The sequence below is a fragment of the Pseudomonas sp. FP818 genome (assembly GCF_030687335.1).
Lineage (GTDB): Bacteria > Pseudomonadota > Gammaproteobacteria > Pseudomonadales > Pseudomonadaceae > Aquipseudomonas > Aquipseudomonas shahriarae.
The window spans coordinates 5,164,261-5,190,587 of record NZ_CP117427.1; the positions used below are offsets into that span (position 1 = coordinate 5,164,261).

Here is a 26,327-nt window from a genome sequence, read left to right on the forward strand (position 1 = left end):
GAGAGTCTGTATGGCAAGTTTTTCCCACTCGGTCGGTGCATTGACCTACCGTTTCGACAGCCTCAAGGACGTGATGGCCAAGGCCAGTCCCGCCCGCTCCGGGGATTTTCTCGCCGGCGTCGCCGCACAGAACGACGGCGAACGTGTGGCGGCGCAAATGGCCCTGGCCAATATCCCGTTGAAGCACTTCCTGGAAGAGGCGCTGATCCCCTACGAAAGCGACGAAGTCACCCGGCTGATCATCGACACCCACGACCAGCAGGCCTTTGCCGTGGTCAGCCACCTGACCGTCGGCGGGCTGCGGGACTGGCTACTCAGTGACGCGGCCGACGAACACAGCCTGCGTGCACTGGCGCCGGGGTTGACCCCGGAAATGGCCGCCGCCGTGTCGAAGATCATGCGTGTGCAGGACCTGGTGCTGGTGGCGCAGAAGATCCGCGTCGTCACCCAGTTTCGCGGCACCATGGGCCTGCGCGGGCGCTTGTCCACGCGCCTGCAACCTAACCATCCGACGGATGAACCGGCGGGCATCGCCGCGAGCATCCTCGATGGGCTGCTGTACGGCAACGGCGACGCCATGATCGGCATCAACCCGGCCACCGACAGCATCGCCTCGATTTGCGCCATGCTGGAAATGCTCGACGCGATCATCCAGCGCTACGAGATCCCGACCCAGGCCTGTGTGCTGACCCACGTCACCACCTCCATCGAAGCGATCAACCGCGGCGTGCCGCTGGACCTGGTGTTCCAGTCGATCGCCGGCACCGAGGCGGCCAACGCCAGCTTCGGGATCAACCTGAATGTGCTGCAGGAAGGCTACGACGCAGGCCTGAGCCTGAATCGCGGGACTCTGGGGCAAAACCTGATGTATTTCGAGACGGGCCAGGGCAGCGCCCTGTCGGCCAACGCGCATTTCGGGATTGATCAACAAACCTGCGAAACCCGTGCCTATGCAGTGGCGCGGCACTTCAAGCCATTTTTGGTCAACACGGTGGTCGGTTTTATCGGCCCCGAGTACCTGTACAACGGCAAGCAAATCATCCGCGCCGGCCTCGAAGACCATTTCTGCGGCAAGCTGCTCGGCGTGCCCATGGGTTGCGACATCTGCTACACCAACCATGCCGAAGCCGACCAGGACGATATGGACACCCTGCTGACCTTGCTGGGCGTAGCCGGAATCAACTTCATCATGGGCATCCCGGGTTCCGACGACATCATGCTCAACTACCAGACCACGTCCTTCCACGACGCGCTGTACGCCAGGCAAACCCTGGGTTTAAAGCCCGCGCCGGAGTTTGAGCAGTGGCTGGCGAAAATGGGCATCTTCACGCAAGCCGATGGCAAGGTGCGGTTTGGCAACACCCTGCCGCCGGCCTTCCGCCACGCCTTGGCGCAATTGGGATGAAGGAGCCTCCAGTGCAAATCGACACACCTGAAAGCGATAACCCCTGGCTGGAGCTGCGGCGCCTGACCCCGGCGCGAATCGCCCTGGGCCGCACCGGCACCAGTATTCCCACCGGCGCGCAACTGGACTTCCAGTTCGCCCATGCCCAGGCCCGCGACGCGGTACACCTACCGTTTGACCATACCGGCCTGAGCAGCCAGATGGCCGAGCGCGGCCGCGATAGCCTGTTGCTGCACAGCGCCGCGCCCGACCGCCACAGCTACCTGCAACGCCCGGACCTGGGACGGCGCCTGAGCGATGAGTCGGCCCAGACCCTGCGCGACTACGCCCAGGCCAACCCGGGCGGTGTGGACCTGGCGGTGGTAGTGGCCGATGGTTTATCGGCGCTGGCGGTGCATAAACACACCGTGCCGTTTCTGACACGCATGGAAGAACAGACCCACGCTGAAGGCTGGTCCTTGTCGCCGGTGATCCTGGTGGAACAAGGCCGGGTGGCGGTGGCCGATGAGATCGGCCAGTTACTCGGGGCAAAAATGGTGGTGATCCTGATCGGCGAGCGGCCAGGGCTCAGCTCGCCGGACAGCCTGGGGCTGTACTTCACCTATAACCCCAAGGTCGGCCTGACCGACGCCTACCGCAACTGTATTTCCAATGTGCGCCTGGAGGGTCTGAGCTACGGCATGGCCGCGCACCGCCTGCTGTACCTGATGCGCGAGGCCTGTCGGCGGCAGTTGTCGGGGGTCAATCTGAAGGATGAGGCGCAGGTTCAGACCCTGGAATCGGATGATCCGGACCTGATGAAAGGCAATTTCCTGCTCAGCCCAACCAAGGACTGATGCCGGCACGATTGCGATTTTTCACCGCTTTAGGCAGCATCAAGCAGCGGGCGCCCGAGTAATGGACCGTTTGCCGTTGTATTCCTATAGAAGTTGAGGCCTAGCATGCGGATTACTCAAGCGACTCTGGAACACCTGGACCTGTTGACCCCATTATTCGTCAAATACCGCGAGTTCTATGGCGCGCTGCCCTTTCCGGACTCCTCCCGGGCGTTTCTGGAGAAGCGTCTGCGGCGCAAGGAGTCGGTGATCTACCTGGCGCTGCCGGATGACGACGACAGCAAGCTGCTGGGCTTCTGCCAGCTGTATCCGAGCTTTTCTTCGCTGTCGTTGAAACGGGTGTGGATCCTCAATGACATCTACGTCGCCGAGGACGCCCGCCGCCAACTGGTGGCCGACAACCTGATGCGCGCCGCGAAAAAAATGGCCAAGGAAACCAATGCCGTGCGTTTGCGCGTGTCCACCAGCAGTAATAACGCGGTGGCGCAGAAGACCTATGAGTCCATGGGCTTTCGCGAAGATACCGAGTTCAAGAACTACACATTGCCGATCAGCGAAGACTGAAGCCATTCGCCCAAACACCCAAAAAATGTGTGCGGGCTTGCTCGCGATAGCGGTGGTTCAGTTGATGTATTTTTAACTGACCCACCGTTATCGCGAGCAAGCCCGCTCCCACATTTGGATCAGTGCTAGCCAGAATAGCCGCGACATCCCCCGCTACAAAACCAGCACGCTTTTCATCACTCAGTCCGTATAATGCCGACGTTTTAGGGTTGTAGGAAAAACGGCATACACACGTAGCCTTATTGCCCGAAGCCTCCGCACAGGCCCGCTGAGTCGGGCCATTCACACAGGTGCCATCCATGGATTTCAACCCGCTCGACCTTATCCTGCATCTCGACGTGTACCTCGACTTGCTGGTAACCAATTACGGTCCGTGGATCTACGCCATCCTGTTCCTGGTGATTTTTTGCGAAACCGGCCTGGTGGTCATGCCGTTCCTGCCCGGCGATTCCCTGCTGTTTATTGCGGGCGCCGTCGCTGCCGGTGGCGGCATGGACCCGGTCCTGCTGGGCGGCCTGCTGATGCTGGCGGCGATCCTCGGTGACAGCACCAACTATGTGATCGGCCGCACCGCCGGGGAACGCTTGTTCAGCAACCCCAATTCGAAAATCTTCCGCCGCGACTACCTGCAAAAGACCCACGACTTCTACGACAAGCACGGCGGCAAAACCGTGACCCTGGCGCGCTTCCTGCCGATCCTGCGCACCTTCGCGCCGTTCGTCGCCGGTGTCGCCAAAATGCCGTATCCGCGCTTTTTCGGCTTCAGCGTGCTGGGCACCATCCTCTGGGTCGGTGGCCTGGTCACCCTCGGCTACTTCTTCGGTAACGTACCGTTCATCAAGAAAAACCTGTCGCTGCTGGTGGTGTTCATCATCCTGCTGTCGCTGGTGCCAATGATCATTGGCGTGGCCCGCAGCCGCTTTGGCCGCACCTCCTCCGAAGCCAAGCCGCACTGATCGGCCATGTGGTCCCTCAGCGCCTGGCGTCGCCGGCGCCTCCTGGCCAAGCACCCGGTTGCCGATGAAACGTGGCAACGGGTGCGCCATCACCTGACCTTCCTCGACGGCATCAGCGCCGAACAGGACCAATGGTTACGTGAGGCCAGCGTGCTGTTCCTCGCCGAAAAACACCTGACTGCCCTGCCCGGCGTCGATCTGCACCAGGAACAACGCCTACTGCTCGCCGCCCAGGCCCAACTGCCGCTGATGAACCTGGGCGAGTTGGAGTGGTACCAGGGCTTCCATGAAATCATTCTCTACCCCGATGACTTTCGCAGCCCCCAGCGCCATCGCGACGCCAGCGGCGTGGAACATGAATGGGATGGCGAGCACAGCGGCGAAGCCTGGCAGCAAGGCCCGGTGATCCTCGCCTGGCCGGGCGTACTGGCCAGCGGCAATTGGGAAGGCTACAACCTGGTGATCCACGAACTGGCGCATAAGCTCGACATGCTCAATGGCGACGCCAACGGCCTGCCGCCGCTGCACAGCGACATGCGCGTCCAGGAGTGGGCCAGCGTGATGCAGAGCGCGTTTGATGACCTCAACCGCCAGCTCGACCACAACCCCGACGCCGAAACCGCCATCGACCCGTATGCCGCGGAAAACCCGGCAGAGTTTTTTGCGGTCACCAGCGAATATTTTTTCAGCGCCCCGGATTTGCTGGTGGACAGTTATCCACAGGTCTACGGGCAACTGAGCCAGTTTTACCGCCAGGATCCACTGGCACGCCTGAAACATCTGCAAGCCAGCGACCCGCGCTATCAGACTGAAGGCTAAGTACCGTACGACGTCTGGCGCGTGGCATCGGCGCAGGAATATGCCTATAATCGCCGCCACTTTTAGGCCAATCCGGCCAATTTACTTGGCCAACTACGGGGGCAACGCCCAATGAGCTATAGCAAGATTCCGGCTGGCAAAGACCTGCCGAACGACATCTACGTCGCCATCGAGATTCCGGCCAACCATGCGCCGATCAAGTACGAAATCGACAAAGACAGCGACTGCCTGTTCGTTGACCGTTTCATGGCCACCCCGATGTTCTACCCGGCCAACTACGGTTTTATCCCCAACACCCTGGCTGACGACGGCGACCCCCTCGACGTGCTGGTCGTGACCCCTTACCCGGTCACCCCAGGCTCGGTCATCCGCGCCCGCCCGGTTGGCATCCTGAACATGACCGACGACGGCGGCGGCGATGCCAAAGTCATCGCAGTGCCACACGACAAGCTGTCCCAGCTGTACGTCGATGTGAAGGAATACACCGACCTGCCGCCGCTGTTGCTGGAGCAGATCAAGCACTTCTTCGAGAACTACAAAGACCTCGAAAAAGGCAAATGGGTGAAGATCGACGGTTGGGGCAACGCAGACGCCGCCCGTGCCGAGATCATGAAGTCGGTAGCTGCCTACAAAGGCTGATACCGCTACTCATTGCCACGGCAATCTAAAAAAGCCCCGATCACTCGGGGCTTTTTTTGTGGGAAAAAATAAACAACAAGTTCAATTAAATAAACAAAACAACAACTAACGTTTAACTAGATAGAATCCGGACAAGATTTTACTTGCAATAAGGAAACACCTACATACACCAACTCAACGCATGGTTTATTTGATCTTGTTTTCCGGACAGTAAACTCTGCGTTTATGAATACATCAGGTGATCGCTTAAGAATGTTACTTCGGGAAGTTCATCTTTCCGCATCCGACTTCGCCAAGAATCGCGACGTCACGCCCCAGCATGTGAACAACTGGTTCAAGCGCGGCGTGCCCTTGGCCCGGCTCGACGAAATAGCAGAACTGCTGTGTGTCACCAGCCGCTGGCTACGTACCGGCGAAGGCCCTAAACACCCGCCGACCAACCTCCAGCTGGAAGGCCCCAACCACGGAAACAGCGCTACCGCCCGCGAAGACTGCGGCCATTACCTCTGCGGCCCCAATAGCGGCCCGGAAAAGATCGACGTGGAGATCCCCCTCCACGCCTCATTCAACTCCCAGGAAAGCCTGCGCCTCTCCCTGCGCACCCTGGAACAACTCAACGTCACCGCAGACCGCGCCCTGGGGGCCTACATGGTCGGCAACAGCATGATCGACATCATCCAGGATGGCGCCATCCTCGCCATCGACCGCGGCCGCACCCAAATCATCGACGGCGAAATCTACGCCCTCGAACACCACGGCATGCTACGCATCAAATACCTCTACAACCGCCCCGGCGGCGGCCTGCGCATGCGCAGCCACAACAACAGCGAACACCCCGACGAATTCCTGACCTACGACCAGCGCTTCGAGCAAAACGTACACATCCTGGGCTGGGTATTCTGGTGGTCCACCCTCAACAACCGCCGCCCACCGGTCCCGCTGGACGAACACTTGACAGGCTACGACGGCTCTAAATCAGACTAGACGCTGGGAAACTGCGGGGAATGTGAGTATCATGCGCGGCACATTTGGCAGGGGTTGGCGTGAAGCCAGCACACCCTGCCCGGCGATGCGGAGGAGTTCCCGCTGATGCCCCCCCTCTATCACTTGGGCGAGCGCTTGAGTGAACAATTGAAGGCTGGTGAGGTTTACCAAAAATAGACTTAACCAGTCCCCGAGAAGCCGGCCACAAGCCGGCTTTTTAATTGTCCGAAATAAACCTATTCCATCCGAGAGTCCTGCCGATAACTTAGCTATAACGGGCGTTTCAGGTTCGTCCCTGTCCAATGGCGTTCAACGCCATTTGACCTCATCCGACGATGAAGCGGGGGGGACAAATGGGGGGAAAAAGAGTCGCATTCTGAATAGCTGTGTGGCGAGGGAGTTTGCTCCCTCGCCACAGGTTGAAGTTTTACTCTTGCTAAAGCATCAAAAATCCACGGTCGCCGACAACTCGTACGTGCGCGGCGCGCCCAGGCCCAGGCTGGACGTCAGCGGCATGCCCCAGTACGCCTTGTCAGTGACGTTGGTCACCGTGCCACGCAGGGTCACCGGTCGCCCGGCGACCTGCATTGCATACCGCGAGCCCAGGTCGAAAATGGTGTAGCCGGGGATCGACTGCGAGTTGTCATCACTGATGTATTGCTGGGAAACCGCCGTCGCGTTGGCGGTCAGGGTCAGGCCCGGCACCAGTGGCGTGTCCCATTCCGCGCCGAGCTTGCCTTGCAGCTTGGGCAACCCGGTGGCCGTCTTGCCTTCGTCATCGCCGCCTGGCGATTTGGTGATCTTCGGATCAACATGGGCAACGCCGCCCATCAGGCGGACGTCGTCGATGGGCGAGCCGAAGAAGCCCCACTCGATGCCTCGGTTGCGCTGTTCGCCACCAAAGGAGAACACGTTGGTCACCGGATCGGTCGAGCTGCCCGGGCGCTCGATCTGATACAGGCTGAGGGTGTGGGTGAACGTGCCCAGGTCGAGCTTGAGGCCGATTTCCTTCTGCTTGGATTTGTACGGGGCAAAAACGTCGCCGTAGTTAGCTGCCGTCATCGGCGCCATCGCGCCTTTGCTCAGGCCCTCGATGTAGTTGGCATACACCGAAACCTGTTCCGTGAGCTTGACCACCACGGCTGCGGCGGGTGTTGTTGCGCTTTCGTCATAGCCGGGCTTGTTACGCGCGCCGGTGGTGGTATTGAAGGTGTCCGTGACCACGTTCTGGCGGCGCACGCCAAGGGTCAGTTGCACCTTGTCGTCAAGGACCGACAAGGTGTCCGCCACGCCGTAGCTGGTCAGCGTGGATTCGGTGTGTGCCACCGGCGCAAAGCTGCGCGGCGCCTCCGGCCCCCAGGTCGGGTGATAGATATTGGTCAGCCAATCCGCACCGGGCACCCAACGCCGGCCATAGTCCTTTTGCTTGTCGGCATACCGCGTGGCATTGACCACCCACTGGTGCCCGATCGGCCCGGTCTGCCATTTGCCCTTGAGCCCCGCCTCGCCCGAGGTTTTCTCGATGTCCATCTTCAGTTGGCCCATGCTGGTCTTCAAATCCCCCGCATTGTTGATCACCTGGGCCGACATCGCGCCGCTGTAGCGGTAGTGGGTCTCGCTGGCGCCGAACGCCGCATAGGCCAACAGTTGCTCAGTCAGGTCGAATTCGCCGCGCACAATCGCGCCCTGATCCTTGGTATCGACAAACGCCCAGTCCGGGTTGAGTAAAGTGTCCGACTTCGGCGGCTTGGGCACGGCCACATTCGCCGCCAGGCTGATCCCACGGTTTTGCCCGCGCACGCGGTCTTCGCTGTTGTAGAGGTCGGCCGACAGCCGCGCCCGCTCACCGCGCCAATCCAGGCCCAACGAATTCAACTGCGCTTTCTGCTGTTGCTGCTCGGTCGCTGTGTCGCCATCGCGGTACACACCGTTGAAGCGCACGCCAAATTGCTGCTCATCGCCAAAGCGACGGCCTACGTCGAGGTGGCCGCCAAACTGCGCCTCGGACATGTAGGTGGTGGTAAAGCGCGTCAGCGGCTCAGCACCGGCACGCTTGGGCACCAGGTTGACCATGCCTCCCACCGAACCGCCTGGCGGCATGCCGTTGAGCAGCGCCGACGGGCCTTTCAACACTTCGATGCGCTCGTACATCTCCGGCGAAATGCGGTAGTACGGCGCCACGCCAAACAGGCCGTCGATGGTCACGTCGCTGATGCTGGTGGCAAAACCACGGATCGAATAGTTCTCGCTGTAGGTACCCTTCAGGCCATTGCTGAACACCGCTGGGTCGGTCGCGGCGATCACATCGGTGACGGTCTGGGCCTGGCGGTCGGCAATGAACTTTTCCGTGTAGCTGATGGTGCTGAACGGCGTTTCCATAAAGTCCTTGTTGCCCAGCAGGCCGAGCCGGCTGCCATACGCCACCTGGTCACCGGCGTAGCTCAGCGGCAGGTCGGCGGCCGGCATTTCACCCTCGACGCGAATCGCCGGCAAGGTAGACACGCGGTTTTCTTCGGCTTGCGCGAGTTCTTCGGCGAACGCGGGGGCGCTGCTGATTGCCAGGCCGAGCAAGGCCATGGAGGTAAAGCCCGGACGAGCGGGCACAGGGGTACGTGTACGGTGAGTCATGGAAGGCTCCGTAAGGTGGGATGTTTTTTAGTATTGGCAGCTTGAAGCGGGGTTAACGCCTGGAATCAGGGTTGATAGCCCTGGATCACATCGGCGATCACTTGCTTGATCGAGCTAGGGCTGGCCGCCATGACGTACCAGGCATCGGCATCGACAAACACCACGCGCCCGGTTTTCCAGGCATTGGTCTGGCGCAACAACGGGTTGCCCAGGGTTTGCGCATTCAGCAACGGGCGATGCTCCATGACGGCCGTGCGATCAACTACGTAGAGAATGTCCGGGTTGGCCTGCTGGATGAATTCACTGGAAATCGGCTGGCCATGCAAGCCGGCCTCGGCGGTCGGGCTGGCCGGTTTCACGCCCAGCTCGGTGAACACAAAGCCGTAGCGCGATTGCACGCCAAACGAGCTGAACGCGCCGTTGTTATGCAGCACCACCAGGGCGCGTTCGGGGCGGTCGGCGGTGATGCGTTTCGCTTCTGCAACCTTGGCGTCGAGGGCGGCAACCTGTTGTTGTGCCAGGGCCGGCTTGGCGAAGATCTGCCCGAGGGTCAGCAGGTGCTGCTTGATTACTTCGATATGGCGCTTCTGGCTGTCGCGGTAATCCACGTCGAAATGCACGGTGGGCGCGATCTCGCTGAGTTCGCCGTAGTGCGGGGCCTGCAGCGAGGTGATCAGGATCAGGTCCGGCTTGGCCGCGTGCACCCGCTCCAGGTTCGGCTGGACGATGGCGCCGGTGTCCACCACCGCCGCGTCGTTCTTGTAGCGTTGCAGGAACTGCGGCACGAAGTCCTTGGGCATACCGGCCACCGGTACGCCCAGTTGGTCGAGAAAATCCACTTCGTTCATGTCCAGGGCCACCACGCGCTGTACGGGCGGCTGGATCAGTGTGCTGCCCAACGCGTGGGGCACGCTGATCGGGGCGGCGGCCGAAGCCGGCCCTGCGCCAAGCGCGGCCAGTAACAGGGCGTAGGCCCAGGCTGTATGTGTCCGGTTCATGGGAGTTCTCATGCGGGGTTGAAGTAGTTACACAGGCAGCCACGGGCGCCGTGGGTGATCTCGAAGTCGAGTTCGTACAGTTCGCCCAGGCGGGTTTCGTTGACCACCTCGGGCACGCTGCCGGCGCAATGCACGGCACCGCCTTTCATCGCGAGGATGTGGTCGGAGTAATGGGCGGCGAAGTTGATGTCGTGCACCACCAGGATCACCGTACGGCCCTGCTCGTCACACAGCCGGCGCAGCGCACGCATGATGTGCACGGCGTGTTTGATATCGAGGTTGTTCAACGGCTCGTCTAGCAGCAGGCAGTCGGTTTGCTGAGCGATGGTCATGGCCAGGAACGCCATTTGCCGCTGGCCGCCGCTGAGCTCGTCGAGGTAGGCGCGGCGCAGGGGTTGCAGCGCGAGAAAGCTCAGCGCGTCATCGATCACGCGGTGATCTTCGCCGGTCAGCGCGCCACGGCTGTAAGGGAAGCGCCCGAAGGCCACCAGTTCCTCGACGGTCAGGCGCAGGTTGAAATCCGGCGCCTGGCGCAAGGTGGCCACGCGCTTGGCGTAGTCGCGCAGCGGGATATCGCTGACCTGGCGGCCATCCAGGCGAATGTCGCCGCCGTTCGGTGCCATCAGCCTCGCGATCATCATCAACAGCGTGGTCTTGCCGGCGCCATTGGGGCCAATCAGCGAGGTCAGGCGCCCAGCGGCAAAGTTCGCGTTGACGCCAGCCAGCACGGTCTGGGTGCCGTAGGTTTTGTGGAGGTTGTGCACAGTGATCATCGGGTGCCTCGGGTGCGCAGCATCAGCGCCAGGAAATACGTGCCGCACAGCAGGTTCACAAGAATGCTGACGGTGGTCTTGTAGTTGAAGACGTGTTCGACCAGCAGTTGCGCCGTGATAAAAATCGCGATGGCAATCGTGCTGCCCATGGGCAACGTAACCCGATGGCGGAACGTGCGCGCCAACGCATAGGTGGTGTTGGCCACGAGCACCCCCATGAACGCCGTGGGCCCCAGCAGCCCAGTGGAGATCGCCACCAACGCCGCGACCAATGCCAGTTGCAGGCGCACCACACGCGGGTAATCCACCCCCAGCGACATGGCTTGGTCGCGGCCCAGGGCGAGCACATCGAGGGTAGGCAACGTGCGTGCAAAGCCCAGGCACAGCGCCGCCACCAACAACCCCGAGAACAGCAGTTGCTGCGGCTGCACGCGGTTGAACGAGGCCTGGCTGAAGTCTTGCAGGATCGAGAACTCGCCGGGGCTGATCTTCAACTGCACAAACTGCGTGACCGTGCCGATCACCAGGCTCAACACCAGGCCCAGCAGCAACAGGAAGTACACGTTGCTGTTACCCTCGCGCAGCAACCAGCGTTGCAGCGCCCAGGAATAGCCGAGCATCAGCAGCACCGACAGCACAAAATTGCCCTGGCTGCCCAGCAGCATCAGGCTGGCGGTGCCCAGCAACAACACCAACAACGCCTGGAACAACAGGTACACCGCTTCATAACCCATGATCGCCGGCGTGAGGATGCGGTTGCCGGTGAGGGTCTGGAAAATGATCGACGACCACGCCACGCACACCCCGCCGATACACATCGCCGCCAACCGCGCGAGCCGCTTGGGGATCACGTAGTCAAAATCCAGTCCCGAACGGAACAGCACAAAGCCCAACGCCAGGGCGAATACCAAGGCCCACAGCCGCTTCATCGCTGCCTCCAGACGATCAACGCGAGGAACAACCCGCCACCCACGATGCCCGCGGTGAGGCCAATCGGCACTTCGAACGGGAAGATCAGCAGGCGCCCGAGAATGTCGCAGGCCAGCAGCAACGCGGCACCGCCGAGGGCGACGATGGGCAGAGTGCGGCTGAGGTTTTCGCCGTAATACAAGGCCACCAAATTGGGAATCATCAGGCCGACAAAGGGGATCGAACCGATGGTGATCACCGTCGCCGCCACGGTCACGGCCACCAGCAACAGGCCCAGCGCCGCCGTGGCCGCGTAGTTCAGGCCCAGGCTGGTGGCCATGCCCTCGCCCATGCCCATCACGGTAAAACGCTGCGCATACAGGTACGCCAGCGCGACGATGGGCAGGATCAGATAAATGATCTCGTAGTTGCCCTGCACCACCTTGGAAAAATCCCCCAGCAGCCAGCCCTGCATGCTTTGCAGGATGTTGTGGCGGTACGCATAAAACTCGGAAATGGCGCTGAGCACACCGCCGTACATCAGGCCAATCACCGGCACCAGCAAGGTATGGTGAAAACGCAGGCGCCGGATGATCGCCAGGAACACTAGGCTCGCCGCGAAGCAACACAGCAGCGCAAACAGCATGCGCACGCCGGCGCTGGCGGCCGGCGCCACGCCCAGCGAGACGAGGATGCCAAGCTTGGCCGCGTCCAGGCCGCCGGTGGTCCCCGGCTCCACGAACTTGTTGCGCAGGATGTGCTGCAAGATCACCCCGCACACCGCCAAGCCCACGCCGGTCAGCACCAGCGCGGCCAAGCGCGGCAAGCGGCTGGCCGTCAGCGTCAGCCACGCGTCGCCGTCGATTGCCAACAGGTCGATCTCGCGGGCGCCAACCAGCAGCGACACGCCGCACAGCACCAGCAACACGCCGCAGCCCACTAGACGCATCATGCAATCCGCCAACCACGGGCCGCCCGGCGCTGGGCGAGAAACTGCGCGTACCGCCCAGCGCTGGCCGCCAGGATCGCTGGCGTGCCCTGCTCGACAATCTCGCCGTCATCCAGCACTAGAATCTGATCGGCCATGGCCACCGTCGACAACTGATGCGCGATAACAATCAACGTGCAGCGCCCGCGCAACCTGGCCAGCGCATCGGCGATGGCGGCTTGGTTGTAGGTGTCGAGGGCGGCGGTGGCTTCGTCCACCAGCAGGATCGGCGCGTCCTTGAGCAACGCACGGGCAATGGCGATACGTTGGCGCTCGCCCCCTGACAACCGCGCCCCGCCCTCGCCCACCGGCGTGTGCAGGCCCAGGGGCAAACGCGCAATGATCTCGGCCACGCCGGCTTGCTGCGCCACCGCCGCAATCTTGGCCAGGCTGGCGCCCGGTTTACCAAGGCGGATGTTGTCGGCAATGCTGCCCTGGAACAGGTAGGTGTCCTGGAAAATCTGGCTGATCTGCGCGGCCAGCACCGCTTCGGACATCTCGCGCACCTCCACGCCACCGATCAACACCTGGCCCCGGTTCGCATCGAAGAAGCGCGCCAGCAGCCGCACCAACGTGGTCTTTCCCGAGCCCGACGGGCCGATCAGCGCGGTCATGCTGCCCGGCTCGATACGCAGGCTCACCCCGCGCAGCACCTGGGGTTCGTCGGGGGCATAACGAAAACTGACGTTGCGCAATTCCACCGAACTATCCATGGGCATTTTCGCTTGCGCGGCGACCGGTAACGGCTGCTCGGCAAGAATGCTGTGCACCTCATCGAGCTGGGCGTTGGCTCTGCGCAGGATCTCGCCATAACTGGCCACTTCCAGCAGCGGTTCGATATAACGACACACCAGCACCAAGGCCACGCAGGCGGCGATGGCTTCGTGGGCATCCAGGGCGTCGCACCACAGCGCGACCGCCACCAGTAACGCGCAGAAGATCCCTTGCACCGCCCAGGCATTGAACACCGCCGACAATGAGGAGCGATAGATCAAACGCTGGCCGGACTGGCGTTGCTGGTCGATGGCCTGGTCCAGCAAACGCGTGGCGCCGCCGCTACCATTGAACGCGCGCAACACCGACTGGGCCTGCGCGAACTCGACCATGCGCTGGCTGGTCTGGGCGAAGTTCTGCTGATAGGTGTTGTCGGCACTGTGGCCCAGGCGCGCGGTGAGCAGCATCACGCCCACCAACACCGGTAGCGCCAGCAACGCCAAAACACCCAAGGGCCAGTGCAAGGCAAACAGCGCGGCAACCAGCACCAACGGCGTCACCGCGCCGCTGATCACCGGGGTGAACACATGCGCCGGCAACTGCGCCAGCGCCATCATGCCCTGGGTGATCAGATGGCCGAGCCGCGCACTGTTTTGCGCGCTGAACCAGCCCACCGGCAGGCGCGCCACGTGATCGCCGACGCGTTGTCGCGCACCTTGCAGCACCGCCACGCCGACGGCTACACCGGCTTTGTCGAGGGTGCGACGCCACAGCGCGCAAGCGGTCACGCCGGACAGCAGCGCAACCAACCAACGCCCTGCCTCCAGCGCATCACCGGCCAACAGGTGGCTGATCAGCGGCACCAGCGTGATCAGGGTCAGCCCGCTGAGCAGGCCGTAGAACACCGCCATCACGGCATAGCGGCGCAGCGTGGGCGCGTCTTCACCGAGCAGGCGCACAAAAGTCTTCAGCATGGTTGCACCACCTGTGATTCGCTGCGGGCGTAATCGCCCAGTTGCCATAACCGCGCGTAGAGCCCGCCATGGGCCAGCAGGTCGGCGTGACGGCCCTGCTCGTGCAGGGTGCCGTCGTGGATCACGAGGATCTGATCGGCGTGCATCACCGTGTCGAGCCGATGGGCGATGACCAACAATGTGCGGCCGTGGGCGAAGCGTGACAGTGCTTCCTGGATCGCCACTTCGTTGTCGGCATCGGCAGCGGCGGTGGCCTCGTCGAGCACCAGCACTGGCGGGTCCAGCAGCACTGCACGGGCGATACTGAGGCGCTGTTGCTCGCCGCCGGAGAGCTGGGCGTCCTCGCCGATCACCGAGTCGTAACCACGCGGCAGGCGCAGAATGCGCTCGTGGATATTCGCCGCGCGGGCGGCGTCTTCGATCTGTTGCGCGGTGGCGGACGGTCGGCCGAGGGCGATGTTGTCGCGCACGCTGGCGTTGATCAGGCGCACCTCTTGCAGCACAAAACCGATGCGCTGGTACAACAGCGGCGTATCGATATGGCGCAGGTCCGCACCGCCCAAAGTGATGCGCCCACTGCTGGGATCGAAAAACCGCAGCAGCAGGCGCGCCAGCGTTGACTTGCCGGCGCCGGACAGGCCGACGATGGCCGTGGTGGTGCCCGGTTGCAGGGTGAAGTTGATGTCCCTCAACACCGCGTGGTCGCGCTCATAGGCATAGCCGACCTGCTCAAAGCAGATTGCGTTGCCGCTCGGCAACTGCACGGCCGATTGCGTCAACGTCGGCGTGTCCAGCAACCCCTGCACGCGCTGCGCAGCGCCGGTGGCGTTGTTCAAATCGTGGGTGATGTAGTGCAACAGCAGCAACGGCGCGCTCAGACCCGGCGCCACCAATACGAAGGGCAGCACGTCCACTGGCGCGATCCAACCCAGGCTAACAAACAGCGTGCCCGCTGCCAGCACTACGCCGAGCACAGTGACCGGCGCGATCATCGCGTTGGCATTCGCCATCGACGCCACCAGCGGGCGGGTGAAGTCGATAAAGGTCGTGGCAAAGGTGTCGATGGCGCTGCGATAAGCCCCGTGCGCTTTGCCACTGGCGCCGAAAGCCTTGACCACCGGAATGCCGTTGACGAACTCCACCACCGCGTTGTCGATGCGAGCCATCCCGCTGACAAATTCCTGCATACTCGCGCCGCTGGCGCGCATGGCCCGCGAGAAAAACAGGAAATACCCGGCAAACGGCAACAGCGACACCAGCGCCAAACGCCAGTCCATCGCAAACAGGTAAACCATCGACACCAACACCGCTCCGCCCGCGCGCCCGGCGGTGGTGTAGAAATGCGCGGTGAGGCTGTGCAGCGTATTGATATCGTCCTGCATCGCCCGTTTCACTTCGCCCGATGCTCGGCTGCTGAACCAACCCAGCGGCACACGGCTCAGGCGCTGGGTGATCGCGCGGCGTAAATGGTGAGTGAGGCGATTGTCGGCCAGGTGGGCGAGCAGCTCAGCGGTAAAAATCAATGCCATCCCCGCGAAAAGGCTTAAAGCACTAAGGCCAACAACCCACCACACTTCGCTCGACAGCTGACCGCCAGCGCCGAGGACACGTGCGGCGATATGGGCGATGGCCGCCAGCGGCACCAGCGTCAGCATGCCGCCGACAGCGGCAAGCCCTGCGGCGACACACAGACGCCCACGGATAGGCGTCAGAATCCGGCTAAGCGTGCCTGCAACTTGAGGGTTGGCCGAAGCCGCTTCAGGAGAGTCCATTGACAGAAAAGGTCCGTTTGAGAATCAGAATCATATTTAGTTGCATGACTATAAACTAATTTGCGCAAAGCCGACAAGACAGCTACAACCTTGTGTTCAGTGATTAAGGAATACCCATGGAACCCGCAAAAAAAACCGCCACCCGCGGCCGCCCGCCGAGCATCACCCGCGAGCGCATCGTCGACGCCGGCATCGAGATGGGCCTGCCCAACATCACCTTCGTCGGCCTGGCGGCGGCGTTGGGGGTCAGCCATATGGCGCTGTACAAACACGTGGCCAACCTCGAAGCGCTCAAGGCCATGGTTGCTGAAGAAATCTTCACCCGCTGGCAGATCCCCCAGGACTGCGGCGAGGCCGACGGTGGGTTGAAGGACTACCTGATCGTGTTCGCCACCTCGGTACGCGAGTTCGTCAAAACCCACCCCGGGCTGACTCCCTACGTGATCCGCCGCGCGGCAGCGACCGCGCCGATGCTGGCCAAGATTGATGGGCACCAAGCGTTGATTGCGCAGGGGTTTGGGGTGAGCAAGGAACAGGCGCGGTGGCTACTGGCGACGGTGGCGTTTCACTGCATGGCGGTGGCGGATACGGTGTATACGGTGACGCAGCGGGAGCCAGTGGTGGAAACGGCGCGGGATACGGAAGAAGCGGAGATGGAGGTGGAGTTGGCGCGGGGGATGGAGGCGTTGGTGGTGGGGGCGTTGGTATTGGTGGAGGGCGTTGCCTGAGCGTTGCCAAGGCCTGCCTTGGGCAGGCCGATAGGATGTAATCGTTCCAATCTGGACTTAACCGGTTTCTGAGGCCATCCAGATCAGAAAACTACGTAGTTGCGCAATAAACTCTTTCGACTTGGCGTCCGGGCTCCTTGCCTGGGACAAGAAAAAGCAGATCTGCATGCACATACACGGGAAATGCTGGATAAACAGTTCGACATGTTCATCCAGTGTTTGCGGCCACATCAAGTCCTGTTCGGAACGAAGTACTTGCGTTGAGCGGATGAGTTTGCGCGAAGCTTCGCGTTGCAAACGCAGTGATTGCGTCGGTGTCGCCGCACCGAGAAGCGCGTACCTATCCCCTCCTCCGAGACATTCAGCCTCTCCCCCCAAACCTCGATTTGCCCACCCCCTTGGCGCCAACAAAGATGCCCTCGCTAACTAGCCACAGTTCAAATAATCGGCACCACAACACGTACATCGCCTTGCCCACTATCAGCTAACAACTTGGCCACAAAACCACGCCTCACGAGACGGCAGATGAAGTCTTCGATGTATTCAGCCGCAATTCTGCGTGCTTTCGGAACAGCCATCGCCTGGCGAATTTCCGTGAAGTTGTCTTTCACTACCCTGACCCCTGTGGTTGAGTTTGCAAACCGCTCCAAAGGCTGTCTGACCCCGGCCGCTGCTTCCAGCCCCTGCTGTAAAAAGAGGTCGACGGCACTTGCAGAGGTGTCCGCTCGAACAAGCTCAGCATGTTGCAGGGTGCGTGACAGGTACAGGTCATACGCAGCACCTCGGCCGACAGAAATTCTGTGGCCTTGCATATCCAAATCAGATGCACGTTCGAAAGGGCTTGCTGCATGAACGAGGTAGGTGCCATCGATGCTCACATAGGGACTGGAGAAAGTGATCTTTTGCGCTCGTACAGGCTCGATAGCCAGAAACGCCAAATCCCAACCCCCCTCCTCCAGGGCCGCGAACACTTTCCCAGCCGCGTCGTATGGCATCAGGTTGACTGCAATCCCCAACTCCTTCGCCAACTCGTTCGCGAGTGCAACCGAGACGCCTCCCAATCGGCCAGTGACCGCATCGCGCTGGGCCAAAACGGGATTACCCAAGTTGATCGCCACTCGCAGTTCACCACTTGGCGCTAAATCATTTCGTACTGCAGCCATATCAACGTTCATGGTTGCTCGCCTTAGCCGCCATGGAACATGGCTGAGCACGTCGATGCATAGGGTCAACAAGGAGTTCGGGGAGGCATACCCAGCCTTCCATCAGTCGGCGTGCACTCCGGCTCATCACTGCTTTTTCAACCACCCAGGCGCCATCTTCCAGGACGGTTTTCGCGCCGACCGCGACGCTGCCGGCGGTATGCCCCATGCGCACCTGGCGATCGCCGATATTGCCGACGATGCGATTGACCAAGGTGCCATCAAGCGCTGCGGCAACTGCCACGGCAACCGCTCCGGTGCCAGTGATCGCATGGTGAAGCTTGCCCATTGAAAGTATTCGCGCAATCACATCAATGTCCTCAGGCTCAACCTGCTTACCCCCGGCGGCTTTGTAGGGTTGCGGCCTGGCAACCAGGCAAAGCTTCGGCGTATGAGGACGCCACCGTGTTGCTTCGTCAGCACTCGCGGCCAAGCCCATGGCTACAGTGCAATGCGCGCGAATGGTCTCCAGCCGGGCAAGTAACTGCGTATCACCGTTGACCTGGTCTTGTGTCTCGGTTCCCTTCAAGCCCACCTGCTGCGCGTCTATAAAGATTGTCGGATTGCCGGCATTCAGCAATGTCACTGCAAGCTTACCAAGGCCTGGTATGTCCAGTTCGTCGACGGCATTCCCCGTTGGAAGAAGGCTGCCGTCTGCACCACCGGGGTTGAGAAACTCCAGAACGACTTCCGCTGCCGGAAATGCCACGCCGTCGAGCATGAAGTCGCCCTCTTCCTGGACTTCGCCGTTGCGCATCGGAACATAAGCAATGATTCTTTTCTGGATATTGGCCTGCCAGATACGAACAACGGCCATGCCATCAAGCGGTGCCTCGACGAGACCTTCGGATATCGCGTAGGGGCCAACCGCCGCGCTCAGATTTCCACAGTTACCAGACCAGTCGATGACCGCCGTCTCGATGGCGGGTGCACCAAACAGATAGTCGACATCACAGTCGTCACGCCTGGATTGACCGATGATCACCACCTTACTGGTACTGGAAGTGGCGCCGCCCATGCCATCTATCTGCTTGCCATACACATCGGGGCTGCCGACCACCCGCAGAAGGATGGCATCCCGCTCAGCACCTGCGGGCGGCAGGTGCTCCTCAAGAAAGAAAACGCCCTTGCTCGAGCCACCACGCATGTAAACGGCAGGAATACGTCTTTGGGTCATTCTAGTTTTACTCCAGCGAATCAGCGTTGCATCAGTTGAGGGAGGCGCTCTGCATACTTTCGATCAGCAGCTGCGGCAGCAAACCACCGCTGCGCAAGTAGCGAACGTCTTCGAAGGTGTCCAGGCGGCTCAAGACCGACACCCGCTCTTTCTCGCCATTCTCACGTTCGATCACCAGGGTGATTGTTGCGCCCGGCTGGAAGTCTTGGGTGATGCCTTCAACGCTGAATAATTCGCGTCCGTTCAAGCCCAGGCTCTGGCGAGAAACACCGTCTTCAAACTGCAGAGGCAGAATGCCGAGACCCGCCAGGTTGGTGCGGTGAATGCGTTCGAAGCTTTCGGCCACGACCACCCGCACGCCTAACAGGCGCGGGCCCTTTGCCGCCCAGTCACGGGAAGAACCGCTGCCGTACTCTTTGCCGGCCACAACGATCAGCGGCTGCTTGCGTTGTGCGTAAATCTGCGCGGCCTGGAAAATCGTGGTGACTTTTTTCTCGGGCAGAAGCAATGTCCACGGGCCTTCACGGCCATCTTCAAGCAGTTCGTTTTTCAGGCGGGGGCTTGCGAAGGTCGCACGCTGCGCGGCCTCATGGTTGCCACGGCGAGTGCCATATGAGTTGAAGTCCTGTACCGCGATGCCGTGGGATTGCAGGTATTGACCCGCATCGCTTTCTGGAAGAATCGCGCCAGAGGGCGAGATGTGATCGGTGGTGATGTTGTCCGAGAGCATGGCCAGCACACGCATGTTGCTGAGGTCCTGGGTGGTGTCTGTCGCACTCACCGCATCACTCCAGTAGGGAGGTTTGCGGATGTAGGTGCTGTTGGCCTGCCAGGGATACTGATCGCTGACGCCGGCGCGCAGGTCGCTGGCAATCAAGCCCGCTTCACGGGGAACATCTTCGTAGGCCTTGTCGAACAAATCGGCAGTCAGATTATCGGCTTCGATTTGCGTCAGTTCCTCATCGCTCGGCCACAATTCGTGGAGATAGACCGGCACGCCATCGTCGTCGAGACCCAATGCATCTTTTTCCGGGTCGATCAGGTAGGTACCTGCAATCGCGTACGCAACGATCAGCGGCGCAGACATGATGAAGACTTCGCGGGCCAACGGGTGAACACGCCCTTCAAAGTTACGGTTGCCGGAAGTAGCGGCCACGGTTTCCAGCTTGCGAGCCCGAATTTCGTCTTCGATTTCGGTACTGAGCAACGGGCCGGACATACCGTTGCAGGTCGTGCAGCCATAGCCGACCAGGTTGAAACCTAACGCATCCAGGTCCTCATTCAAGCCAGACCGCTCAAGATAGTCCGACACCACCCTCGAGCCCGGTGCGAAGGATGTCTTAACCCAAGGCGCTCTTTTCAGTCCACGCTTGCGGGCGTTACGTGCAACCAGCCCAGCAGCAATCACTCCACGGGGGTTGGACGTATTGGTGCAACTGGTGATGGCGGCGAGCACCACAGAGCCATTGTCCAGGCCGCCAGGCAGTTGGGTAGCAGGCGCCTTTTGCCCCAGCACAATACGCTGGTGAGGCTGCTTCGGCCCGGCAATCGAGCGCGCGACGGTGCTGAGATCAAGGGTCACGACCCGGTTGTACTCAACGCCCGCGAGACTGTCATGCCACAGACCCTGTGCACGCGCATACGCCTCGGTGAGGCCGGAAATCTCACCGCCACGCCCGGTCATACGAAGGTAGTGAAGCGTGCGATCATCAATTGCGAACATTGCCGCTGTCGCACCGAATTCCGGCGCCATGTTCGATAAGGTTCCCCGGTCTGCCAGCGACAGTTGCGCGACACCCGGGCCGAAGAACTCCAGGAAAGCACCGATAACCCCCGCTTTACGAAGTTGCTCAGTCAACGCCAGCGCGATGTCGGTCGCAAGATAGCCCCCAGGCAAGTAGCCCTCCAGGCGTACCCCGACAATGTCCGGCAATCGCAGCATCAGCGATTTGCCCAGCATCGCAGCTTCGGCTTCGATCCCCCCAACCCCCCAGCCCAACACGCCAATGGCGTTAATCATCGTTGTATGGCTGTCGGTACCTACCAGCGTATCCGGGAAAGCCCACAGCTCATTGCCACGGCGCTGAGTACCCACGACGGTGGTCAGGCGCTCAAGGTTGATCTGGTGCAGGATGCCTTTGCCCGAGGGAATGATCGAAAGATTGCTGAACGCCTTGTTGCACCAGTCCAGGAACTGGAAACGCTCGGCATTGCGTACGCGCTCGATGGCCTCGTTATCGGCCTGCGCGCTGGCATCGCCCCAACGCTCGACATTGAGTGAGTGATCCACAACAAGGTGAGTGGGGGTGACAGGGTTCACCAGGCGCGGGTTGCCACCTTTCTCGGCGACGGCATCTCTCAACCCGGCAAGGTCGACCAGTGCCGGCGTGCCCAACAAATCCTGCAGCACAACCCTGGCCGGTCGAAACGGAATGTCGAATTCTTTGGAGCGTGCACAAATCACTTTCAGTGCGGCTTCAGGATCAGTCTCGCCACGCAAAACGTTCTCGGCCAGGATTCGCAAGCTGTAGGGCAGCGTTGCGTAATCACCCCCCAGATCAGTTACAACCCCGCGGATATCGCTGACACGGTACTCGACTCCGTTGGCGCTAACGGTTCGACGCTTTGACATAGGCATTGGCTAATCCTCACAGGCTGCACGGGCAATGTTTTTGTGAAGCGCATATTGAACTTTATCGCGATATAGATCAATCCAGGCTTTATCCGCTTCATCGTACCGGTCAAATCGGGCGCCCACCCACGCCCACGATTTCTACGGTGTGGTTAAGCTTACCGTCACGCTAGAATGGGGCTTCCATGGTCAGCTCTACTTGGTCTCGATCCGATGCCCCTAAGCCCGCTGCAAGCACGCATTGCGCGTGACATTGTTTCTCTCGTGCGTCGTGAACGCTTTGCTATCGGACATCACCTGGTTGAGTCGCAGTTGGCGGCGGCGCTGAACGTCTCGCGCACGCCGGTAAAGTTTGCGATGGGCCATTTGGTCGAAAAAGGCATGCTCACTTACGACCGCAATCGCGGCTTTTTCTTGGCCAGGTCCAGCGAGGATCTCGTCGATCTGGCCTCGCAAGTCATGGAAGGCAGTGACGATCCGCTGTACCTGAAATTTGCCGAATTGCGTCTGGGCAGGCAGCTCCCGGAGCTGTTCACCGAGATTGAATTCATGCGTCAGTTCGATGTGTCACGGGCGGCGCTGAGGGCCGTTCTATCACGCATCCAACAGGAAGGATGGATTGAACAGCGTGCCGGCCAAGGATGGCGTTTTCTCCCCATGATCGACTCAGTGGAGGCGTATGAAGAAAGCTATGCTTTGCGCGCGACCATCGAGCCATCCGGCCTGCTCTCCCCCGCATTCCTGATCGATGGTGAAACGCTGGCGGCCTGTCGCAAGCAGCAAGAGTTCATTGCCGGCGGTGGGTACTTGAGCATGACGCCTCAGGAGTTGTTCGAAGCGAACGCCCAGTTTCACGAGACGCTGGCGGGGTGTTCCGGCAATCGCTTCCTGCAACAAACGGTCCGCCGTTTAAACCAATTGCGTAGGCTTGTGGAATACCGCCAAGCCAGCACGCGAGCGCCACGCAAGGGCCAGGCCCAGGAGCATCTGGCCATTCTCGATTGCCTCGAACGAGGAGACCGCCTTGCAGCAGCCGACCAAATGCGCAAACACTTGGAACAGGCTCGGCGCAAGAAAGTAGATCCAGCGCTGTTCGAATAGCCCCGGCCTGGACGGTCCCTCACAGAGCTGCGCTCGCCTGCGCAGCTCTCTCAAATCCCGATAGACCTACCGCGTGCCCCGCAAGCGCAACGCCGACGGCATAAAGTAAGAATCCTCAGGAATCGCCTGGCCAAAATCCACCGTCTGCGGTTCTTCGTTATCCAGGTTCTGCACGTAATAACGCCGCGCCTGCAGGTCATGGAACACATCCAATGCACTCCAGGTCGTGGGCAGGTCGTAGAAGTTCTTCAGGTAGGCCATCGACACCCGCCACAGTTCGCCACGACCGTCGTACTGGTCAACCACCGCTGCGCCCCAGCTGTCTTCATCGAGGTACAGCACGCGTTTGGAGTACAGGTGACGCGCCGTCGGTTTCAGGGTGCCTTCGACAACCCACACACGGTGCAGTTCGTAGCGCGTGTATTGCGGGTTGAGGTGTCCGACCTTGAGCAGGTCGGCGTATTTCACGTCGGCGCTGGCGACTTTGTAGTTGTTGTAGGGGATGTAGATTTCCTTCTTGCCCAGCAGTTTCCAGTCGTAGCGATCCGGCGAGCCGTTGAACATGTCGGTGTCATCTGCCGTGCGCAGGCCATCGGAGGACGAGATCGGCGTGTCGTACGCCAGGTTCGGCGCGCGACGTACACGGCGTTGGCCGGCGTCGTAGATCCAGGCTTGGCGCGCGTCTTTGATCTGGTCGAGGGTCTCGTGCACCAGGGTCGCGCCACCGGCCAGGCGGGCCGGGCTTTTTACGAAGGTCAGGTAGTAGAACAGGATGTTCTTCAGGTCGGCGTACTGCCCGCCCTGCCGGTAATAATTAAACAACCCTTCCTGCTGCGACGTGACCAGGGCGAAGCTGCCATTGCGCTGCACGGGCGCTTCCGAAGCACGGCGGACCACGTAGGTGCCGCGATAGCGGGTGATGTGGTTCCACAGTGCTTCCACACCGTTTTGCGGAATGGGGAATGGCACGCCGCCAAAGGCGTCGGCGAAGCCGGTGCCGCCGTCCAGCAGCTTGGCGCTGGTGGCGTTCTTGAAGGTGTTGTCATACACCCACTGGGGCGCCGAGCCAGAACGCCGGCTTGGGTAGATGGGCATCTGGAAGGTGTCGGGGTAGCTGTTGAACAAGGCGATCTCGCCCGCCGTCAGGTTGGCCTTGTACTGTTCCAGGTTGGCCTTGGTGATGGTGAACAGCGGCTTGTCGCCGGCAAAAGGGTCGACATGGTGTTTACCCTTTTCATAGCCCTTGGGGGCCTGGGTGATCCCACCTTCCCAGGTCGGGATGGTGCCGGCGGCATTGCCCGCGCGCTCGGCGCCGAGCGGTGTGAGCTGGGCCTTGAGCTGTTGCGCATCCTGGGGCGAGAGCGCAGCAAGCGCATTGCCGGCGGCCAGGCCGAGGGCCAGGGCCAGGCTGGCGGTGAGTATTCGAGGTGTGTGGAACATGGCAAATCTCCAAAAAAACGAGGGCGGGCAGCCGCCCTCGCGCCGCAGCACGGCAGCGGCTTACAGGAAGTACTTGAGGTTGAAACCGATGTTGTCGCGGTCGCGGATCACGTTGTTCTGGCCGCCACCAAAGAACTCGGTGTATTGCAGCTCGGCTTCCAGCTTGTTCTGGTAGTTGGCCTTGAGCCCCAGGGTGTAAGCCTTGCGTCCCTCGATGTAGTTGCCGGCCTGATAGGAGTTGCCCTTGAAGTCGTCCTTGTAGACCGCGTAGGGCGACAGGTTGACCCCGGCGAACACGTCGTTCCAGGTGCCGTTGAACATCACTGTATAGCTGTAGGAATCACGGCTGACCTGGTCATCACGCTCACCACCAGACACATAAGAGGTGTTGCCGCTGCCCGCGTAGTAGCGGGTGCTGCCATCGTAGGCCTGGTACTTCAGGCTGCTGCCGCGCAGGTGCTCGGAGGCCAGTTCGAACACGCCGAACAGCGAGTCGAAGCTCAGGCCCGGGCCGAAGTTGTAGATGCTGCCCAGCGAGGTGTTGAAGGCCTCGACGCGCTCGGAGTTGTCGATCTGGCTGTTGAGGTTGACCATCTGCCCGCCGACATTGATGAACTGCCCGCCCGCCGCCGCGCCGGCGCCATTGGCCAGGTCGCCGATCAGGTCGTTGGTGGCGGCGATACCAATCGGCAGGTTCGGCCGGTAGGCCAGCTCGCCAAACACCGAGGCCTTGCCCAGGGTGGTGTTGAAGCTGAAGCCATACATGCGGATGTCTTCGGCATAACGCCGGTGCGCCTGGATATTGCCCATTACATCCACCGTCGCCAGGCCATTGGCCAAGGCCGCGGCCTGGCTGCCGGCCACCGACGACAGCATGCTGGTCAGCGCCGCCATGTCGATGCCCTTGTAGCCCGCCAGGTCTGCGGCGATGGTCGGCTCCTTGGCGTGGTAGTTGACCAGGTACAGGCCGAACTCGGTGCTGTTGAGTTCCTCGGCGATGTAGCGGAAGGCAAAGCCGTACTGGCCATCGTTGCGCGCGTTGTAGTCCTTGCCGATGGACGCCACCTTGAGGGTGTTGCCGTAGGCCGGGGTCATGCCGTTGGCATACAGCCCGGTACTGCGCAGCATGCCGCCGAACATCGGGTTGTTGCCCAGGGCGTCGTATAACCCGATGACGTTGCCGCCAATGGGCGTCGGGGTGTCGAGGGCGCTGCCGGTGAAGTTGTTGTACCCCGTGCGGCCGCCATCGGCGAACAGGTCGCTCTGGGAATAGAAGGTGCCGACCGGGTCGATGCGGGTCTCCTTCCAGTTCCACTGATAGAAGCTCTCCATCGACAGGTTGTCGCTCAAGCCGATATTGAAGCTGATGGCTTCCACCGGCATCAGCACTTCCTTGACCTCGGCGCCCGGCAGGCGGTACTTGGCCGCGTCCACCGGGTTGGTGGTATTGACCCCGCCGCGATAGAAAATGCCCTCGCCCCAGTTGAACACCTGGCGCCCCAGGCGCGCGGTCAGAGGCATCTGGCCAACGTCCCAGTTGCCATAGATGTAGGAGTCGAGAATCTCTACACGGCTACCGGCAATGTCGCGGGTCTGGTCGGTGAAGTGGTCATCCTGGGGATGGCTCTGGCTGGGTTGCGACGGGCTGTTGTTGCGGTAGTAGTCGTTGCGCTTGTCCATGATCTGGGTGTCATAGAACCCCGTGCCACGCACGAACAGCCCGTAGTTCTGATAGTTGGCTTCCAGCTCCGAAGTGATCTTGTACACCTCGGAAACCAGCCCGGTATCGAAATTGCGATTGCCGTCGTTGGTGTTGACGTCGTCGTTGCCCTTGTCACGCCCCTGGACCCGCCACAGACGCCCATAAGACAGGGTGCTGTCGAACGAGCCGGTGACCTGGTTGTCCAGCACGCTGAACTCCATGGCCTGCACGGTCCCGCCGCTGCACAGTTGCAACAGACCTACCAGGCCGACGCCCGCCCCAGTGGATGTGATGGACCATTTACCCTCGGATCCCGAGCCTTGCGCGCGCACTGTGGTGCTCATTACCGTCTCTCCCCTGCAACCTTTTTTGTTGTTATTGCACTG

21 protein-coding genes are annotated in these 26,327 nt (G+C 61.1%); 9 read left to right on the top strand and 12 right to left on the bottom strand.

The annotated features are described in order from the left end of the window. Positions 1–10: 10 nt before the first annotated feature. The 7 genes from PSH80_RS23500 to PSH80_RS23530 all read left to right on the top strand — a co-directional run bounded on the left by PSH80_RS23500 (position 11) and on the right by PSH80_RS23530 (position 6,203). Entirely contained in the window at positions 11–1,405 is a 1,395-nt protein-coding gene (locus PSH80_RS23500; protein WP_120734203.1) for an ethanolamine ammonia-lyase subunit EutB, read from the top strand. Then, positions 1,402–2,241, top strand: a complete 840-nt coding sequence (gene eutC, locus PSH80_RS23505; RefSeq protein WP_057438991.1) for an ethanolamine ammonia-lyase subunit EutC — start codon at positions 1,402–1,404, stop codon at positions 2,239–2,241. Before PSH80_RS23500 ends, eutC begins: the two co-directional genes overlap by 4 nt. 105 nt (positions 2,242–2,346) lie before the next feature. Then, the gene (locus tag PSH80_RS23510; RefSeq protein WP_057438990.1) at positions 2,347–2,805 is read left to right on the top strand and encodes an N-acetyltransferase; all 459 of its coding nucleotides are present in this window, start codon (positions 2,347–2,349) and stop codon (positions 2,803–2,805) included. Positions 2,806–3,104: 299 nt separating this feature from the next. Further along, positions 3,105–3,761, top strand: a complete 657-nt coding sequence (locus tag PSH80_RS23515) for a DedA family protein (RefSeq protein WP_038443607.1) — start codon at positions 3,105–3,107, stop codon at positions 3,759–3,761. A 6-nt stretch (positions 3,762–3,767) separates the two neighbouring features. Further along, positions 3,768–4,580, top strand: a complete 813-nt coding sequence (locus tag PSH80_RS23520) for a zinc-dependent peptidase (protein ID WP_057438989.1) — start codon at positions 3,768–3,770, stop codon at positions 4,578–4,580. 111 nt (positions 4,581–4,691) lie between these two features. After that, a complete protein-coding gene (ppa, locus tag PSH80_RS23525) occupies positions 4,692–5,219 on the top strand; it encodes an inorganic diphosphatase (RefSeq protein ID WP_003176323.1) in 528 nt (175 codons plus the stop codon). Between the two features lie 225 nt (positions 5,220–5,444). Beyond that, positions 5,445–6,203 (top strand): XRE family transcriptional regulator, encoded by a 759-nt coding sequence (locus tag PSH80_RS23530; RefSeq protein ID WP_128593451.1) that lies wholly within the window; start codon positions 5,445–5,447, stop codon positions 6,201–6,203. A gap of 444 nt (positions 6,204–6,647) precedes the next feature. Here the strand turns inward: PSH80_RS23530 and PSH80_RS23535 are convergent, their stop codons facing one another. The 7 genes from PSH80_RS23535 to PSH80_RS23565 form a co-directional block, all read right to left on the bottom strand. After that, positions 6,648–8,831: a TonB-dependent receptor gene (locus PSH80_RS23535; RefSeq protein WP_370693709.1), complete on the bottom strand. Its 2,184-nt coding sequence runs from the start codon at positions 8,829–8,831 to the stop codon at positions 6,648–6,650. Positions 8,832–8,896: 65 nt separating this feature from the next. Beyond that, positions 8,897–9,829: a siderophore ABC transporter substrate-binding protein gene (locus PSH80_RS23540; protein WP_169989750.1), complete on the bottom strand. Its 933-nt coding sequence runs from the start codon at positions 9,827–9,829 to the stop codon at positions 8,897–8,899. A gap of 8 nt (positions 9,830–9,837) precedes the next feature. After that, complete coding sequence (locus PSH80_RS23545; RefSeq protein ID WP_198817869.1) at positions 9,838–10,602, bottom strand: ABC transporter ATP-binding protein; 765 nt, start codon at positions 10,600–10,602, stop codon at positions 9,838–9,840. Next, positions 10,599–11,531 (bottom strand): iron chelate uptake ABC transporter family permease subunit, encoded by a 933-nt coding sequence (locus PSH80_RS23550; protein ID WP_169989752.1) that lies wholly within the window; start codon positions 11,529–11,531, stop codon positions 10,599–10,601. Before PSH80_RS23550 ends, PSH80_RS23545 begins: the two co-directional genes overlap by 4 nt. Further along, the gene (locus PSH80_RS23555) at positions 11,528–12,460 is read right to left on the bottom strand and encodes an ABC transporter permease (RefSeq protein WP_169989771.1); all 933 of its coding nucleotides are present in this window, start codon (positions 12,458–12,460) and stop codon (positions 11,528–11,530) included. Before PSH80_RS23555 ends, PSH80_RS23550 begins: the two co-directional genes overlap by 4 nt. Further along, positions 12,460–14,187 (bottom strand): ABC transporter ATP-binding protein, encoded by a 1,728-nt coding sequence (locus PSH80_RS23560; protein WP_169989754.1) that lies wholly within the window; start codon positions 14,185–14,187, stop codon positions 12,460–12,462. Before PSH80_RS23560 ends, PSH80_RS23555 begins: the two co-directional genes overlap by 1 nt. Continuing rightward, positions 14,181–15,959 carry an ABC transporter ATP-binding protein gene (locus PSH80_RS23565; RefSeq protein WP_305418493.1) on the bottom strand — a complete coding sequence of 593 codons (1,779 nt, stop codon included), beginning with the start codon at positions 15,957–15,959 and terminating at the stop codon, positions 14,181–14,183. Before PSH80_RS23565 ends, PSH80_RS23560 begins: the two co-directional genes overlap by 7 nt. Before the next feature lie 116 nt (positions 15,960–16,075). On the opposite strand from PSH80_RS23565, the gene PSH80_RS23570 reads away from it, so the two are divergent. Further along, positions 16,076–16,687: a TetR/AcrR family transcriptional regulator gene (locus PSH80_RS23570; RefSeq protein ID WP_029292295.1), complete on the top strand. Its 612-nt coding sequence runs from the start codon at positions 16,076–16,078 to the stop codon at positions 16,685–16,687. 437 nt (positions 16,688–17,124) lie between these two features. Here the strand turns inward: PSH80_RS23570 and PSH80_RS23575 are convergent, their stop codons facing one another. From PSH80_RS23575 to PSH80_RS23585, 3 genes are read right to left on the bottom strand one after another with little or no spacing between them, the layout of a single operon-like run. Further along, complete coding sequence (locus tag PSH80_RS23575) at positions 17,125–17,862, bottom strand: transporter substrate-binding domain-containing protein (RefSeq protein WP_057960731.1); 738 nt, start codon at positions 17,860–17,862, stop codon at positions 17,125–17,127. Then, positions 17,852–19,066 (bottom strand): 2-methylaconitate cis-trans isomerase PrpF, encoded by a 1,215-nt coding sequence (gene prpF, locus PSH80_RS23580; protein WP_120734205.1) that lies wholly within the window; start codon positions 19,064–19,066, stop codon positions 17,852–17,854. The genes PSH80_RS23575 and prpF overlap by 11 nt, the downstream gene beginning before the upstream one ends. Before the next feature lie 31 nt (positions 19,067–19,097). Beyond that, a complete protein-coding gene (locus tag PSH80_RS23585) occupies positions 19,098–21,704 on the bottom strand; it encodes an aconitate hydratase (RefSeq protein ID WP_169989758.1) in 2,607 nt (868 codons plus the stop codon). Between the two features lie 258 nt (positions 21,705–21,962). Here PSH80_RS23585 and PSH80_RS23590 point away from each other — a divergent pair, with 258 nt between their 5' ends. Further along, positions 21,963–22,799 carry a GntR family transcriptional regulator gene (locus PSH80_RS23590; protein ID WP_239688445.1) on the top strand — a complete coding sequence of 279 codons (837 nt, stop codon included), beginning with the start codon at positions 21,963–21,965 and terminating at the stop codon, positions 22,797–22,799. Positions 22,800–22,865: 66 nt separating this feature from the next. On the opposite strand, the gene PSH80_RS23595 is transcribed toward PSH80_RS23590, so the two are convergent. Together PSH80_RS23595 and PSH80_RS23600 are read right to left on the bottom strand one after the other, a co-directional pair. Beyond that, on the bottom strand, positions 22,866–24,239 hold the full coding sequence (locus tag PSH80_RS23595) for a DUF1329 domain-containing protein (protein ID WP_115129093.1): 1,374 nt from the start codon (positions 24,237–24,239) through the stop codon (positions 22,866–22,868). A 60-nt stretch (positions 24,240–24,299) separates the two neighbouring features. Continuing rightward, on the bottom strand, positions 24,300–26,285 hold the full coding sequence (locus PSH80_RS23600) for a DUF1302 domain-containing protein (protein ID WP_081044311.1): 1,986 nt from the start codon (positions 26,283–26,285) through the stop codon (positions 24,300–24,302). Positions 26,286–26,327: the final 42 nt, after the last annotated feature.